The organism is Oleidesulfovibrio alaskensis DSM 16109 (assembly GCF_000482745.1).
Classification (GTDB): domain Bacteria; phylum Desulfobacterota; class Desulfovibrionia; order Desulfovibrionales; family Desulfovibrionaceae; genus Oleidesulfovibrio; species Oleidesulfovibrio alaskensis.
The window spans coordinates 680,423-696,259 of the sequence record NZ_KI519494.1 but is presented as its reverse complement, the minus strand read 5'-3'; the positions used below and the strand labels follow the sequence as shown (position 1 = coordinate 696,259).

Genomic DNA, 15,837 nt, shown 5'->3' with positions numbered 1-15,837 from the left:
CTTCACAGCTACCTACCTCATAGCAACCCTTTAACAGTGTATCAAGATTGAGTAGGAGACAGGTCTATGTGTGAACCAGCTTCAGCTACAGCGGGAACCACTGCCGCAGTAGGTGGAACCACAGCAGGCACTACTGCCGCAGCGTCTACGATTACAGCGTCTCAAATGTTCATGTACTCCCTAGCCATTGCCGCCGCTTCTACAGCCGCCAACATGGTCGCTCAAAGTGAACAGGCGAATGCCATGAACTCATATCAAAGCGAAATGGCAGACAATTACAACAAGACAGCGGTCAAGAACGCCGAACTCGCCAACAAGGATTACATCGAACAGACAGCCGCTGAAAGCATTGCGCTCATGCAGAAGCAAGAGGCGGCATCGCAGGAGGTGCAACGGATTCAAAGGGAACGTCTTGAAAAGCAAGGGACGGCTTTGGCTTCAAGTGAGGCGGCTGGTCAGTCGCTCCAGTTTCTCATGGACGACTATCACAGACAAGAAGCCCTCTACAGGAATTCAGTGAAGCACCAGCTTGATATGGACAAGGACGCATACGACATATCCGTGAAAGGCTTCAGGGATACCGCCAAGAACCGTGGAACGGCTTCAGGTCGATACATCCCCAAGCCTGTCAACTTTCCTAATGTCGGTTCAATGGTCGGTGTGGCTTTGTCGATTGGAAGCAAGGGGCTTGGTTATTATGACCAGTACAAGCAACCGATATACGACCAGAACGGCAAATTCACAGGCCGCTATTCGCTGACAGGGAAATGATATGACAGCAACGGGACTGGCAAGCAGGAGAAGGATAAAGGTACGAAGACATGAATGAAGTGTGAAGACTGACACAATGGACACAAAAGAGGTGGCCTTGTCGTTCTCCCTTGCTTGTCAGTCTTTTTATTGAAAGTGAATTTCAATTACAATTATCCATGTGTTTTTGTCTTTATCAGTGTTTTTGCCTTCCCTCATGCTCTTAATGCCCTCAAGTGGCTAGGAGCGGGCTATTTGCTCCATATTTTGATTCTGAGATGTTTTTGTCGTCTTCGCTTGTCATTCGTCGTGTTTTCTTTTTTTAAGTCTTTAGAAGTGGAATATGGACGTTTTCCTTGTCGTCCTTGTTTCCGGTAAGGCGTCTGTGATTGCATTCGGTACTGTTCGCGTCCTCAAGGGTGAGGGCGGTGGTGAAGTCTGGTTCGTCGCTAAGGATGTGTGTGACGCGCTGGCAATTAACAATCCGAGTCAAGCTGTCAGCTACTTGGATGAGGATGAACAAAGCCTCATTACTAATGAGAGTTTGAGCAACAGCCGCAACCCCAACGTCAAGATCATCAACGAATCCGGCCTGTACTCCCTGAGTTTCTGGATGATGACGAGCGTTCGACCTGCCCCGTACAGTATACGGATCAGGTCCGTGCAGTTTCCATCATCAACGAATACGGCCTCTACTCCCTGATTCTCCGCAGTCGCAAGCCGGAAGCCAAGAGGTTCAAGAAGTGGCAACCTCGTGACCGTCCTTGAGAACAACAAGCCCATGACCACCAGCCTCAAGGTGGCTGAGGTGTTCGGGAAACCGCACTACGATGTTCTCAAGGCAATTCGTGCCTTGGACTGCTCCGCTTCTTTCCGTGAAGGGAATTTTTCCTGCACGGAAATGGAGGTTCAGGCTGGTGCTGTGAAGCGCAAGTCTCCCATGTATCTCATGACCCGCGACGGCTTCACCTTCCTCGCGATGGGCTTCACCATTCCCGTCAAATAAGATACTGAAAGCACATGAACAAAGTGACGACGATGCCCATTACCAAACACAAGGCTTTGCCCCTAATCGCCTATCTGCTTTTCTTTTTCCTTTCCTGCTCCCTCATATCCCCGTCGCTTATCGTTACCGCTCAAGCACGCGAGGATGATGACGGCGCAACGCCTACCCCGTCTTACACTTCAACGAACGTCGTTATTGTCTCCCGCGTGACCAGCGTCTATGACGGCGACACTTTTAGATGCGATATAGATGGCTGGCCTGCTATAATTGGCAAGAACATTGGCATTAGAATCAACGGCATTGATACGCCTGAGATGCGCGACAAACGCCCACAGGTGAAGGCACTAGCTATTGAAGCAAGGGACTTTGTACGTTCAAGGCTCAAGGAAGCAAACGTCATTGAACTTCGTAATATCCAGCGAGGGAAGTATTTCCGTATCGTCGCAGACGTGTACCTTGATGGTAGTGTGAACTTGGCTGAGGAACTGATTCAGCGAGGGCTTGCTTGTGAATATCACGGTGGGAAGAAAGTCTTTGACTGGGAAAAATGAGCTACGGCGGTAAAGGAGAACTTGCGGAGACAGTGATAGGCGTAAGTGTCTGAAAAGTATGCTTATTCTTCTTTTTCAATGCTTGGGGTATTGCGTATATATTTTGAGCATATTGTGCGCACCGGCGGCAGCAATTTCGATGGCCCTTTTGGCGTGCTCCTGCCCTTTCACCTCGGCAAAATCCAGATGCCAGCTGTCCCCGCGCCGCCACAGGTCAGACGCCGAACACGGTTCGGGCTGCGCCTCGGACCGCCCCGCCGCAAACTCCACAGCCTCGCCCAGAGTCTCCATGCCCCATACTTCCAGCCCTTCCACCACGGCGGCTTCCGCTGCATTGGCCCGCGGCACGATAACACCGCGCGCTCCGGAATCCCGTGCAAGCAGCGTCAGCGGCAGAATGCCCGTAACCGGTTTTATTTCACCCGTCAGCGAAAGTTCACCTGCCACAAACAACCCGTCCAGACGCTGCTGTGGCAGCACACCGGCTGCCACCAGCATGCCCAGTGCCAGCGGCAGGTCATATCCGCTGCCGCCTTTGCGCAATGACGCCGGCGCCAGATTAACCGTTATGCGCGAAGGAGGCAGCTTGTGGCCGGTATTACGCAGCGCGGCAAAAACACGTTCCTTTGCCTCGCGCACAGCACCTTCCGCCAGCCCCACCATGGAAAAAGACGGCATACCCTGTCTGGCAAGATCAATCTCGATATCCACCCTGAAAGCGTCCACACCCAGCAGGGCGGCGCTGGCTATTCCGGCAAGCATACTTTTTTCTACCCCTCGCGCAAAACACAAAATGCTGTAACATATGGATATTCATACGTACACCAAACTATGGCGGACAACAACTGCGGTGTTGTGCCGAACAAGGTGTTTTTGTCATGGCCCGGCATGCCCTGCTTCAGCCGATGGGCGCGATGTAGTATCCTCTCGAAATGCCTTCCAGATCGTGGTGGTAATAGAAGCAGCCGGGGTCTGCCTGTTCGATGACCTCAACCAGCTGCGGCAGTTCTTCGTAAGTGATGATGGAGCGTACCATCCAGAATACTTCGCCGCTGCGGCCGCCTATGCCCTGCTGCACGGTATAGGTGCGATGGCTGAACGCCGCGCTGATGGCCTGCGTCACAGCTTCATAACGTTGTGTAAGCACCACTGCCATGGTTATCTTGAACTTGCGGTACAGCGTATTCAGCGTCTGGGTGGAAGCAAAAATATAAATGCAGGTGTACATCAACGTATTCACCGCGGTTTCAAAGTCGCCTGTTTTCAGCAGGTCCATAAGCATGCCGAACGAGGTGGAAACAACCGCCGCCACCACAGAGACCGAACCGACAGGCTTAAGAAACTTCATGGCGAAATAGGCACCGGGAATATCTTCGTCGCCGGTGGAACCACGGTTGCGAAAAGCTATGGCCTTGGCCACCCCTGCCAGCAGGCCGCCGAACAGCACCAGAATAATCCGCTCGTTCTGCGGCTCCGGCTGGGCAAAGGTAAGTTCCGGCAGATAAGCAAGCCCCAGCACCACGGTGCCCACCACCAGCAAAGAACGGGTGGCAAAAATCCGGCTTACCCGCACAAAGGCGAACAGCAGCAGCATGGCCTGAAAAACAAGATACAGAATGATAAACAGCTGATAACTTTCAAAATAGTATGAAAGAGCAGAGGCGATTCCCTCCGTGCCTGTCAGAATGACTCTGGAAGGCAGTACAAAATATTTCAGCGCGATGGCATACAGCACTCCTGCCGCCACCGTAAGCGCATATTCCGTCAGCCATACCCGTGGTCCGGTACCCTTCATCCGTGTTCTCCGTATCAGTTATGCCCGTACGGGCGGTAAGCAGCAAAAAAAGACATAAAAGGCCCGGAAGGTCACCCGTCCGGGCCGCGGCATCCTGCCTTTACCGGCAGGCTAACGCATTATCGTTCACAAAGCCAAATGATAAGGAAAAAGACGCCTGCGGCCGCCGCCAGTCTGAGACCCATGCGCAGCAGTTCGCCCGCGGAGTAACTGCGGGGCGAATAATCGGGCACAGGAAGGGGACCGGACTCCGGCGCGGCTTCAGAAGACGCTTTGTCATTCTGCAGCATAATGCCTCCGTTATCTTCCGTCAGGAAAAAATTCTCCGCCCGTCACGGCCGGAGACGCATTCTCAGTGTCTGAATCACACAGAAAATGCCGGAGGCGCTCTGGGCCGGAAAAGAGAGGAAAAAGCAGAGGAAGAAAGGACACGGGCAGGTGCCGGTACGGCAGATACAAATCCGTACGGGGGCACCGCGCCGGCAAATGAGCAAACCAGCGCGACGCAGGAGAGTTCCGCTGCCGCCCTGATGTCTGTCCGGGGCTTCATGGCCGTAATACCGGCCGCATGATCCATAAACGCCGAAGCCAGAACCGCCGGACCGGAAGAGGCATCAGGCCCGCGGAACGCAACAAAAGAGGCACCCGCCGCCACTGGCAGCAGGTACAGCATCAGCAGCACGGCGCCGGTGCATGCTCTGTATTGCGGTGGTAACTTCATGGCTGAACCTGTACAATGTGGTGTCCCGCCATACTGGCCGGATCACGCCCGTACCCGTTGATAAGTCGCAGCGGGGGTTCCGTCAACAGCCAGCATCGGAATGCATGCAATATAAAAAAACTGCCTGTTATCCGTCTGCCCTGCCCGCAGCATGACATTCCGGCTTTATGAGGCAGGCCTGACAGCAGCTGGTCAGCAGTTTTTCAGCGTCCGGCCACTTCCGGCCACGTCCGGCCACGTCCGGTCAGCAGCCTTTCAGCGTCCGGTCCGCAACTCAGCGGCAGAAAACCAACCGCCTGTCCGCGCCTGCCTCGGGGCTGTCCGCCCTGCCGGTCACGCCCGACGGCACTCCGTCAACCGCAGGCGGCACTTTTTTTTGCGCCATGCGCAATGCGCCGTAACATTGCAGCTTTTTGCCGCAACATACGTCACTACCGGTTGCGCCACCGCGTCATACGAACAGAACATACCGTAAAATAAGACTTAAAACATAGGTTCCGCCTGCCTGCTGCCTACCGGATTGTTGCGGTTTGCGGGCTTCGGTGCTAATCAAGAAACCTTCTCATAATATAACAAGGCAGACCGTTCCGGGGGGAGGAATGCCGCTTCGTTCCACAGTTCGCCGAACACACTCTCCCTTGCCCTTCTGCGCGAGGATACCATGACCATACGAACCAGATTCATAGCATCGCTTGCCGGCGTGCTGGCACTTACCGCCGTCATGTACGCGGCCAATCTGTATGTGATAGCCGGCCAGCGGTCAGACAGTGTTTCCATAAACCTTGCAGGACGGCAGCGCATGCTGGCCGAACTGATTACCGGACGGGCCGTGGCGCTGATACACAGCGCACAGTCCGGCACTGACGATACCGCCTCCGAAAAGCTGCTCCGCCGGGCCGTCAGCGCTTTTGAAACCACGCACAATGCTCTTTCGGGCAGGGGGCAGGCGCCCCTTTCTCTGGAACCTTCCGGCCCTTCGGTAACGCTGGGGCAGCCTTCCGCCGCCACGCTGGCATTGCTGCGCAGAACCGACACGCTGTGGTCGCAGCATAAAAAACTGGTGGAGCGCGCACTGAAAGGCGACAGCCGTGCAGTACCCGACCTGCTGCAGATAACGCCGCGCCTGCGTGCCACTCTGAACGACGTGGTGCTGGCTTTGCAGCAGGAGGCAGAACAGCGCACATCTACGCTCACAGCCGTGCAGACGGCAGGGTCTGCCGCCATTGTTCTGCTGGTGCTTGTCACTCTGTATGCCTGCATACGTTCACTGCTGGCGCCGCTGGACAGGCTGCGGGCCTACGCGCGCGACATCGCAGGCGGCAATCTGGACGCGCAGGCGCAGGGGCAATATGTATGCGAACTGGCCGACCTGAAGCACGACATGACCACCATGGTGGAAAGCCTGAAGGCCACCATGCTGGAAGCCCGCAAAAATCATCAGGAAGCGGACGCCAGCGCACAGCAGGCGCAAAAAGCTCTGAAAGAAGCCCATGCACATCAGGCACAGGCGCAGGAACTGCTTGCCGCGGTAAACAATGCCAGCACCAATGCCAGAGGCTTTTCCGAAAAAGTATACGCGGCAGTGGAAGAGCTTTCCGCACGCATCGAGCAGGTGAACGCCAACGTGGACATCCAGCGCGACCGCATGATGGAAACAGCCACCGCCATGGAAGAAATGAACGGCACCGTGTACGAAGTGGCCCGCAATGCCGCCGATGCAGCCGGCAGCGCCGCGCGTTCCAAAGAAAACGCCCAGACAGGCGCAAAGGGTGTGCACAGCGCGGTGGAATCCATAACAATCATCGAAAAGCGTTTTCTGCATCTCAAGGAAACCATGGGGCAGCTGGGCGAACAGGCCAGAAGCATCGGCACCATTATCACCACCATCAACGATATTGCCGACCAGACCAACCTGCTGGCGCTGAACGCAGCCATCGAAGCTGCACGCGCCGGCGATGCAGGCCGCGGCTTTGCCGTGGTGGCCGATGAAGTCCGCAAGCTTGCCGAAAAAACCATGACCGCCACCAAGGAAGTAAGCGAAAGCGTGCTGCTGATTCAGGAACGCACACGCGAAAACATGACCGCCGTGGAACAGACCGCCGCAGATCTGGAAAACAGCACCCGCACCGCCAGCGAATCAGGTCGCTTCATGGAAGAAATAGTGCATCTTGTGGAAGACACAGCCGGGCAGGTGGAGTCCATCGCCGCCGCGTCGGAAGAACAATCCGCCGCGTCGGAACAGATAAACCGCGCCGTTTCCGACGTGACCCGCGTGGCCACGGAAACAGCAGACGGCATGAATGCGGCGGCGCACGCCCTCATGGAGGTATCCGGCCTTGTGGAAGAGCTGGACAGCATACTGCGCGACCTTGCCGCGCGGGGCAACGGCTCGGCTGTAACCGGTGCGGCCACGGCGGACACAGGGCAGCTTTTCCGCTGGACGGATGACCTCTCGGTCAAAATCAGTTCCATCGACGAACAGCATAAAGGACTGGTAAACCTGATCAACGAACTGCACGAAGCCATGCGCCGGCGCAAAAGCGCAAGCCATCTCATAGCCATAGTCGGAAGGCTTAAAGACTATACCGTGTACCATTTCGATACCGAAGAAAAACTCTTCCACAAACACGGCTACCCGGCCACGGCGGAACATATACAGGAACACCGCAAGTTCGTGGAGAATGTACTGGCCTTTGAAAAAGACCTGCAGCAGGGCAAGGTTACCGTGACCATGGATGTCATGCGGTTTCTTAAAAACTGGCTCACGGGACATATCAAGGGCACGGACAAAAAATACAGCGGCTATCTGGTGCGCAAAGGCGTGCGCTGAACAGCCGCCCCGCACGCGCATGACAGACTCCGCAGCCTTTCCAGCCCCGCTTTGGCGGGGCTTTTTCATGCCGCCGCACTCTGCTTCCGCTCATGCAGCACGCAACAGGACAGAACAGCCCGCGGGGCGCTTGCACACGGCACACCATGAACAGCGGACGGTCAGCCCGCGGTGCACAGCCAGTCTGAAAAACGCGGACATCGCAGATTACGGCATTGCAGCCCCGCGCGGCATGTGCAATCGAGCCTGCCGCACGTTGCCGCTGCAGCCGGAGTAAGGCGCATAACCGGCAACTGCCGCAATGTGTTCCGCCACGTGACCGCCGTACGGCAGATGCAGAAACGCCCCGCCGTCACACGGGACGGCGGGGCGTTGTCATATCATATGCTGCGGGGCTGCGGCGGCTGCAACCTGTGTACGGCAGCCGCCCCGCAGGCGGGGTCAATGCACAAAAGAGCCTATGCGGCCCCAGCGGATGTCGGTGAAGCCGTCCATGGACCAGTAAATGAACAGCGCCTTGCCTCTGATGGCTTCCTTACGCACAAAGGTGTTCTGCCAGAAGCGCGAATCCTGCGAAAAGTCGCGGTTGTCACCAAGGCAGAAGTAGCTGCCCCCGGGGACGGTCACAGGGCCGAAGTTGTCCCGGCGCATCTGGTAGCCGGGGTCACCGTGCACGGCATAGGGTTCTTCCAGCCGCTGGCCGTTGCGGTATACTTCTTTGTCACGCACTTCTATGACATCGCCGGGCACGCCGATGACACGTTTGATATAATCGACATCGGGATTGTCGGGAAACTCAAAGACAATGATATCACCGTGTTCCGGGCCGGAACGCTCCAGCAGATAGTCATGTGTGAAGGGAATCTTCACACCGTAGCTGAATTTGTTCACCAGCAGGTAGTCACCTATCTGCAATGTTTCAAGCATGGAGCCTGAAGGGATGGTGTAGGCCTGCACAATAAAGGTGCGTATGACAAGGGCCAGCACCACGGCCACGGAAATAGCTTCCAGAAATTCCACAAAGGGATGCTTTCTCGGTTCCGACATGGGTTTTTCCTTTCTCATGCGCGCGGCGGCGCAGAAGTCGCCGTGCTTGTTTTGCATCGTTTTCTGCTGTGCCGGGCGCCCTGCCGCTATTCGTCATCCACCTGCAGCGCGGCAAGAAAGGCCTCCTGCGGCAGTTCGACGTTGCCCATGCGCTTCATGCGTTTTTTACCCTCTTTCTGCTTTTCAAGCAGTTTTCTTTTACGGGTAATGTCACCGCCGTAGCACTTGGCGGTCACGTTCTTGCGCAGGGGGGCGTTGCGCTCTCTGGCTATAATCTTGTTGCCGATGGCCGCCTGCACCACCACCTCGAACATCTGGCGGGGTATGGTACGTTTGAGCCGGAGCGCTATGGCGCGCCCCTGATAATAGGCTTTGTCCCTGTGAACAATGCATGCCAGCGCGTCAACGGGGTCGCCGTTGATCAGCATATCCAGCTTCACAAGGTTTGACTGGCGGTAGTCGATGATCTCGTAATCCATGGAGGCGTACCCGCGCGTAAGCGACTTCAGCTTGTCAAAGAAGTCATACACGATTTCCGCAAAGGGCAGCTCATAGGTGATGATCACACGGTTGACCGCAAGGTAGCGCATATCCTTCTGGATACCGCGTTTTTCTTCGCACAGCTTAAATACGTTGCCCACGAATTCGTTGGGCACGTGAATTTCCATCCGCACATAGGGCTCGTACAGCCCTTCGATTTTGGTGGGATCGGGCAGGGCTGCGGGGTTTTCTATGTATTTTTCCTCGCCGTCCACGGTCAGCACCTTGTAGACGACAGAAGGAGCCGTGGCGATAAGCCCTATATTGAACTCACGCTCCAGCCGCTCCTGCACGATTTCCATATGCAGCAGTCCCAGAAAGCCGCAACGGTACCCGAAACCCAGCGCCTGCGATGTTTCCGCCTCAAACGAAAACGCCGCGTCGTTAAGCTGCAGTTTTTCCAGCGCATACTTCAACTGTTCGTATTCGCTGGAATCAGTGGGATACAGTCCGCAGAACACCATGGGCTTGACTTCTTTGAATCCGGGCAGCGGCGTGGCGGCCGGTCTGGACGAATGGGTTACGGTATCGCCCACTTTGGCGTCGCCCAGTTCCTTGATGGCAGCGCATAAAAAGCCCACATCACCGGCGGTAAAGCAGTCGACGTCTTTTGCTTCGGGAGAAAACACCCCCAGCCGCGTCACTTCGTACTTTTTGCCGGTGGCCATCATCTGGATGCTGTCACCCTTTCTGATGGTGCCGTGCATCACGCGGAACATAACCACGACGCCCTGATACGAATCATACCACGAGTCAAAAATCAGCGCCTGAAGCGGCGCATCGGAGTCACCCTCGGGCGCGGGCAGACGTTCCACAATGGCTTCCAGCACCTTGTCCACATTAAGACCGGTCTTGGCGCTCACCTCTACGGCTTCCGCTGCGTCCAGCCCGATGCCGTCTTCGATTTCGGCCTTTACACGGGCAATATCCGAACTGGGCAGATCAATCTTGTTCAGCACCGGAATGATTTCATGATCATGATCAAGGGCCAGAAAAACGTTGGCCAGCGTCTGTGCTTCTACCCCCTGTGTGGCGTCAACCACAAGCAGCGCACCTTCGCACGCCGCAAGCGAGCGTGAAACTTCATAACTGAAGTCCACGTGGCCGGGAGTGTCGATCAGGTTGAGCACATATTCCCTGCCGTCCGCGGCCTTGTACGGAATGCGCACCGCCTGCGCCTTAATGGTGATGCCGCGTTCGCGCTCCAGTTCCATTCTGTCCAGATACTGGTCACGTTTGTCACGCTCGGTCACCAGACCGGTCACGTCCAGAATACGGTCGGCAAGCGTGGACTTGCCATGATCGATATGAGCGATAATGCTGAAATTGCGGATATTTGACTGTTTAGCCATATGTCGGTGGCCGCGCGAAGCGGCACGCCTCCTGTGTGGACTTGGGTGATAGATTCAATAAACGCGGCACCGGCACACATGGCCGCCCCGCGTTGAACAGGAATTCATACGGTATTTGCCTTTCAAAGTCTAATACTACGACCCCCGCCCTCAGGAAAGCCCTGCCGCATGACACCGGCGCCGTGCCGCGGGCCGCCGGTGTATAAAAAAAAGACAGTGTCTTGTTTTTATACAGGGCTCTTCTTCTACTCGGTGTATAAAAATTGTACACAATTGATGCGCGCCGGATGCAACGAAAAATATTATTCAATAATTATATGTAATTAACAATTTGGCACACCTATTGCTGTATTGCTGCCAACATTAAGCAACCATCAAGGAGTATCACCATGAATACCATTCGCCGCAACGTAACCGCTTTTGCCCTCGTACTCACTCTCGGCACCGCCGGTGCCGCCGTGGCCGCACAGACCACCACCGGTTCTGCCCAGTCACCCGCTATGAATCATCAGATGCATCAGCAGGCCCCCGGGCATATGAACCATGAAACCGGCGGACACATGATGGGCCACGGCATGGGCGCACACCGGCTCATGCTGACGGAAGAACAGCAGAAGCAGTACGATGCCATTGTGAAAAAAACCTACGCCGACACGGCCAAGGTACGCAGTGAACTGTGGGCACGCTCCGCTGAACTGGATGCACTGCGTATGAATCCCAACGCTTCGCCTGAAATGTTTGCTCCGCTGGCCGACGCCATAGCAGGGCTGCGTACCACTCTGGATACTGCCCGCATGGACATGAATGACAAGCTGGAAAAGGCGCTGGGTATCAGCCTGCCTCTGCGGCACGGCATGTTTCTGACCGGCGGCGCGCAGGGCTGCGGCATGAAAGGCATGAAAGGCATGATGCACAAAGGCGCACACATGCAGAAAGGCATGATGCATAAAAATGCACAGTCCGCACAGCTGAACAATGCAGAGAGCAATCTTGTGGCCTGCCTCGGCGGCGGCTCCGGATCCCGCATGAACGGTCTGGGCCACGGCAGCAACGGCGGACACCGCAATCAGGCGGCAGAGCCTGTGGCCGTCTCTTTCGCGCTGTAACTCCCGCGGCGCCCCCGTCTTGCCCGCAAATAAACAAAAGCCCCCGCAAGGGGGCTTTTCTGCGTGCTTCTGCGGCCGGAATTCCGGACACGGATTACAGCAGAGGCGCAGGCAGGCTCTGTACAAAATCACGTATGGCGTCGCGCACCCGGCGGTAGTGCTCCAGCGCTTCTTCATGCGTTGCCGCCGTACGCGCCAGAGCCGGCGGATCCGGAAATCCGGCATGAATTCTGCGGCTTTCGGCAGGAAAAAACGGACAGTGCTCACTGGCATGGTCGCAGACAGTGACCACATAGTCGAATGTATCCACATCCAGTTCGGAAACCAGCTTTGACCGATGGCCGGAAATATCCACTCCGGCCTCGGCCATGACCTCCACCGCCAGCGGATTGAGTCCGTGAGTTTCCACTCCGGCGGAACGCACCTCGAATTCATCGCCTTTCAGCTTTCTGGTCCACCCTTCGGCCATCTGGCTGCGGCACGAATTGCCCGTACAGAGAAACAATATGGTTTTCTTCATCGGCATGCTCTGCCTCCTTGCGTTATGCCGTACAGCTTACACCCCGACAGGCCGTAACAAAAGAACGTAGCCCCGGCGGCGGGCGAATGTCGCGCAAATGTCACAAAAACCGGCCCGGCACCCTGTGCGCCATCCCGCTGCGAGACAGGTGACTGCCTGCACAAACAGTCCATTATGCTTCACAGAAGTCGGCAGGCCGTGTACAGTCTTGAAAACCCTATTCTTCTGTCAGGATATCAATGCCCAGACTGACATCGCTCATTCTGCATCCGGACGCTGCCGTCCGGCACAGCCTGCGTGCGCATGTTTCGCAGGTACCCTTTCTGCGCGTGGTGGGCGAAGCGGTATGTGCAAACGAGGCGCAGGAACTGCTGAACGCCATCCATTACGGTGCGGTGTTCTGCGGGGTAGACCTGCAGCAGCCGGAGCAGGGGCTGGAATTCGCCCAGCGACTTATGGGCCGCAGGCACCGTCCGGCACTGGTGTTCATTGCTTCCGACGAAACCCATGCCTTTGCCGGATTCGAGCTGGATGCCACCGACTACCTCATCTGGCCATGTACGGCGCAGCGTTTTTCCAGAACAATTGCCCGGCTGCGGCAGTTCTGCAGCCACTTCAAGCTGGCGCCCGACCCGGAAACCCGCTGGAACGAAAAAGCCGCGCCCGCACCCGCCGGTACAGCGGGACACGGCCTTCAGACCGATACCACGGCAGAAGACGATGCAACAGTTCAGGTACCGCTGGCTGACGACGAACAGGACGGCTTTCTGGATGCGCTGAAACAGGCATGGGACTACAACAGCACCTACCGCCCTGTAGAAATAGAAAAACTGGCCATCACTTACGAAGGCAAAACCCTGCTGCTGCCCTATGACGAAATAGTTTTTGTGGAAGCCTACGAAGACTATACCTATGTACACACGGCCGAGCAGAAGTATCTGACCTCGTACCGGCTTAAAATTCTTGAAGGCAAACTCAAACCGCACCGTTTTTTCAGAGTGCACCGCAAGTATCTGGTCAATCTGAATATGGTCACGGAAATCGCTTCGCTGCCCGGTTCCAGCTTTATGCTGCGCACCGCAGGCCGCACACGGATCGAACTGCCCATCAGCCGCCGGCGCATCGGCGAACTCAAACAGGTTCTGGGATTGTAACCATGTCCGCCAAACAACCGCTATGCACCGCCCCTGAAGGTTCAGGAACTCTGGACACCCTGCTGTGCGAAGAACGTGTGTTCCGGCCCATGCCGCGCATCGTGGCAGAGGCGAACATGAACCCGCAGGATGTGGCCATCGCCCGCGCCCGCGCGGAAAGCGACTGGCTGGGATTCTGGGAAGAAGCGGCGGAAGAACTTTCGTGGTTCCGCAAATGGGATACCGTGCTGGATGATTCCGCAGCTCCCTTCTACCGCTGGTTTGCCGGTGCCCGCTGCAACATTGTCTACAATGCGCTGGACAGGCACATAGAAACCGCAAACAAAAATAAACTGGCGCTCATATGGGAAGGCGAACCCGGAGACACACGCAAGCTTACCTATTACGAACTGTACCGCGAAGTGAATAAAGCCGCCAATGCGTTGCGGGCCGCGGGCATAGGTAAAGGCGACCGGGTGCTCATCCACATGCCGCCTTTGCCGGAAACCGTCATAGCCATGCTGGCTGCGGCAAAAATCGGCGCGGTACATTCCGTTGTTTTCGGGGGATTTTCCGCACGCAGCCTACGCGACCGCATTAATGACGCCACACCTGCTGCCATAATCACCGCAGACGGGTTCTACCGCAACGGCAGGGTGATAACGCTGAAAGGCACCGTGGATGCCGCGGTGGCCAAATGTTCCGGCGCGGCGGCTGCCGTGCTGAAAAAAGTTGTGGTGGTGCACCGCGTGCTGGTGGAAACCGCCATGAAAGACGACAGAGACGTCTGGTACCACGATTTTGTGCGCGACCAGCCCGATGAAGCATTCACCGAATCACTGGATGCCGCTCACCCGCTGTTCATCCTGTACACATCGGGCACCACGGGCGCTCCCAAAGGCATTGTACATGCTCACGGCGGGTACATGGTAGGCGTCAACCGCACTCTGGACTGGGTGTTCGACCTTAAACCCACTGACATTTTCTGGTGCACGGCCGATCCCGCGTGGATCACCGGACACAGCTACGTGGTATACGGGCCGCTCATGGCGGGCACCACAACGCTGCTTTACGAGGGACATCCGCTGTACCCCGAAGCCGGCAGGGCCTGGTCCGTCGTACAGCGCTGGGGTGTCACGGTGCTGTACACGGTGCCCACGCTCATACGCATGCTGATGCGCTTCGGGCGGCAGAACCCCGACCGCCACACGCTGGGCACCCTGCGGCTGCTGGGCACCGTGGGCGAACCCATAAGCCCCGAAGCGTGGACGTGGTTTCACAAGCATATCGGCCGCAGCCGCTGCCCCGTGCTCGACACATGGTGGCAGACAGAAACGGGTATGTTCATGATTTCCCCGCTGCCGGTATCGCTGCTCAAGCCCGGTTCCGTCACACGCCCGCTGCCGGGGGTGGAAGTGGACGTGGTGGACGAAAGCGGTGCTCCGGTACCGCACGGACAAGGCGGATATCTGGTCATCAAAAAACCGTGGCCCGCCATGCTGACCACCATCTTCAACGATCCGGAAGCCTATCGCAGGCTGTACTGGGAGCGCTTTCCCGGCTGGTATTTTTCCGGCGACGTGGCCCGCAAAGACGAAGACGGCTACCTGTGGATACAAGGACGTGCCGATGATGTGATGCTTATAGCGGGGCACCGCATAGGTACCGCCGAACTGGAAGCCGCACTGGCTTCGCACCCTGCCGTGGCAGAATGCGCCGTAGTGGGCGTGCCTGACGAAATACGCGGAGAAGTGGCCAAAGCATTTGTGGTGCTGCATGACGACCAACCCCCCGTGGCCACCATGATGATGACCGGAGAAACCGATCAGGACCTCATAGAACACGCCCGGCGCGAACTCGGCCCCGTGGCCGTCATCCGCGAGGTTGAATTCCGCAGCGCCCTGCCGAAAAATAAAAACGGCAAGATCATGCGACGCCTGCTGCGCGCCGAAAGTACCGGACAGTCCACCGGCGACCTTTCCACCCTGAGCACGGACATCTGACCCCTGCGTGCACGTGCGCCGCACCCGCCGCAGGCATGCACTGTGCCGCGTACAGATATCACCCGCCCGTACCCCTTTTTTTACCCGCATAAGAAAAGCCCGCCCGATAACATCGGGCGGGCTGGCGGGTACAAAAACCCATGGCCGGCAATGGCTAAACTGCTAGAAATTTGTCTGAGGAGACTGCAAAGCCGACATGGCAGCTACAGGCATGCCGTGAACCAGCTTGCTGTTGTCAGAACGGGAAGAGAAACATCCGGCTGCCAGTGCGAGAATAAGACATCCCATGACAGCACGGGTAACCCAACGGTAAATCTGCTGACGGTCGTCTCTGTTCATTCTTCTTCTTGTACGCATGAGCATATCCTCACTTTGATTCTGCGAAGTCTGACTGAACACCTTTCAAACTGAGCGCTCAATCACGTTGACTTCCTTATACGACCGCCCGAAAAATCAGTCAAGCACAATGTGAAAAAAATAACA

At 56.6% G+C, this 15,837-nt stretch carries 17 protein-coding genes; 9 read left to right on the top strand and 8 right to left on the bottom strand.

Annotated elements, in window-relative coordinates; all coding sequences use genetic code 11:
• Positions 1 to 66: 66 nt before the first annotated feature.
• The 5 genes from H586_RS0115295 (at position 67) to H586_RS0115280 (ending at position 2,307) form a co-directional block, all read left to right on the top strand.
• On the top strand, positions 67 to 771 hold the full coding sequence (locus tag H586_RS0115295; RefSeq protein WP_081701872.1) for a virion core protein, T7 gp14 family: 705 nt from the start codon (positions 67 to 69) through the stop codon (positions 769 to 771).
• A 322-nt stretch (positions 772 to 1,093) separates the two neighbouring features.
• Entirely contained in the window at positions 1,094 to 1,453 is a 360-nt protein-coding gene (locus H586_RS19535; protein WP_051364057.1) for a BRO-N domain-containing protein, read from the top strand.
• On the top strand, positions 1,423 to 1,518 hold the full coding sequence (locus H586_RS21100) for a BRO family protein (RefSeq protein ID WP_234702984.1): 96 nt from the start codon (positions 1,423 to 1,425) through the stop codon (positions 1,516 to 1,518). The genes H586_RS19535 and H586_RS21100 overlap by 31 nt, the downstream gene beginning before the upstream one ends.
• A gap of 13 nt (positions 1,519 to 1,531) precedes the next feature.
• Positions 1,532 to 1,756, top strand: a complete 225-nt coding sequence (locus tag H586_RS0115285; RefSeq protein ID WP_234702977.1) for a Rha family transcriptional regulator — start codon at positions 1,532 to 1,534, stop codon at positions 1,754 to 1,756.
• Between the two features lie 14 nt (positions 1,757 to 1,770).
• Positions 1,771 to 2,307: a thermonuclease family protein gene (locus H586_RS0115280; RefSeq protein ID WP_011368612.1), complete on the top strand. Its 537-nt coding sequence runs from the start codon at positions 1,771 to 1,773 to the stop codon at positions 2,305 to 2,307.
• 75 nt (positions 2,308 to 2,382) lie between these two features.
• On the opposite strand, the gene H586_RS19530 is transcribed toward H586_RS0115280, so the two are convergent.
• From H586_RS19530 to H586_RS0115260, 4 genes are all read right to left on the bottom strand, one after another.
• Positions 2,383 to 3,069, bottom strand: coding sequence for a magnesium chelatase domain-containing protein (locus tag H586_RS19530; RefSeq protein ID WP_051364056.1), 687 nt, complete (start codon positions 3,067 to 3,069; stop codon positions 2,383 to 2,385).
• 136 nt (positions 3,070 to 3,205) lie between these two features.
• On the bottom strand, positions 3,206 to 4,102 hold the full coding sequence (locus H586_RS0115270; protein WP_011368614.1) for a YitT family protein: 897 nt from the start codon (positions 4,100 to 4,102) through the stop codon (positions 3,206 to 3,208).
• Positions 4,103 to 4,221: 119 nt separating this feature from the next.
• Complete coding sequence (locus tag H586_RS20735; RefSeq protein WP_155891409.1) at positions 4,222 to 4,392, bottom strand: hypothetical protein; 171 nt, start codon at positions 4,390 to 4,392, stop codon at positions 4,222 to 4,224.
• A gap of 74 nt (positions 4,393 to 4,466) precedes the next feature.
• Complete coding sequence (locus H586_RS0115260; protein WP_027182474.1) at positions 4,467 to 4,823, bottom strand: hypothetical protein; 357 nt, start codon at positions 4,821 to 4,823, stop codon at positions 4,467 to 4,469.
• Positions 4,824 to 5,484: 661 nt separating this feature from the next.
• On the opposite strand from H586_RS0115260, the gene H586_RS0115250 reads away from it, so the two are divergent.
• Positions 5,485 to 7,653, top strand: coding sequence for a bacteriohemerythrin (locus H586_RS0115250; protein WP_027182473.1), 2,169 nt, complete (start codon positions 5,485 to 5,487; stop codon positions 7,651 to 7,653).
• A gap of 441 nt (positions 7,654 to 8,094) precedes the next feature.
• Here the strand turns inward: H586_RS0115250 and lepB are convergent, their stop codons facing one another.
• Together lepB and lepA are read right to left on the bottom strand one after the other, a co-directional pair.
• Complete coding sequence (gene lepB, locus H586_RS0115240; RefSeq protein WP_027182471.1) at positions 8,095 to 8,700, bottom strand: signal peptidase I; 606 nt, start codon at positions 8,698 to 8,700, stop codon at positions 8,095 to 8,097.
• Between the two features lie 86 nt (positions 8,701 to 8,786).
• Positions 8,787 to 10,592 carry a translation elongation factor 4 gene (gene lepA / locus H586_RS0115235; protein ID WP_011368619.1) on the bottom strand — a complete coding sequence of 602 codons (1,806 nt, stop codon included), beginning with the start codon at positions 10,590 to 10,592 and terminating at the stop codon, positions 8,787 to 8,789.
• 389 nt (positions 10,593 to 10,981) lie between these two features.
• Between lepA and H586_RS20275 the strand changes: the two genes are divergently transcribed.
• Entirely contained in the window at positions 10,982 to 11,698 is a 717-nt protein-coding gene (locus H586_RS20275; RefSeq protein ID WP_011368620.1) for a hypothetical protein, read from the top strand.
• Between the two features lie 94 nt (positions 11,699 to 11,792).
• Here the strand turns inward: H586_RS20275 and H586_RS0115225 are convergent, their stop codons facing one another.
• Positions 11,793 to 12,224 carry an arsenate reductase ArsC gene (locus tag H586_RS0115225; RefSeq protein WP_011368621.1) on the bottom strand — a complete coding sequence of 144 codons (432 nt, stop codon included), beginning with the start codon at positions 12,222 to 12,224 and terminating at the stop codon, positions 11,793 to 11,795.
• A gap of 233 nt (positions 12,225 to 12,457) precedes the next feature.
• Here H586_RS0115225 and H586_RS0115220 point away from each other — a divergent pair, with 233 nt between their 5' ends.
• Both H586_RS0115220 and acs read left to right on the top strand, forming a co-directional pair.
• Positions 12,458 to 13,372, top strand: coding sequence for a LytR/AlgR family response regulator transcription factor (locus H586_RS0115220; RefSeq protein WP_027182470.1), 915 nt, complete (start codon positions 12,458 to 12,460; stop codon positions 13,370 to 13,372).
• A 2-nt stretch (positions 13,373 to 13,374) separates the two neighbouring features.
• Complete coding sequence (gene acs, locus H586_RS0115215; protein ID WP_051364055.1) at positions 13,375 to 15,354, top strand: acetate--CoA ligase; 1,980 nt, start codon at positions 13,375 to 13,377, stop codon at positions 15,352 to 15,354.
• A gap of 162 nt (positions 15,355 to 15,516) precedes the next feature.
• Here the strand turns inward: acs and H586_RS20730 are convergent, their stop codons facing one another.
• Positions 15,517 to 15,711, bottom strand: a complete 195-nt coding sequence (locus H586_RS20730) for a hypothetical protein (RefSeq protein ID WP_011368624.1) — start codon at positions 15,709 to 15,711, stop codon at positions 15,517 to 15,519.
• Positions 15,712 to 15,837: the final 126 nt, after the last annotated feature.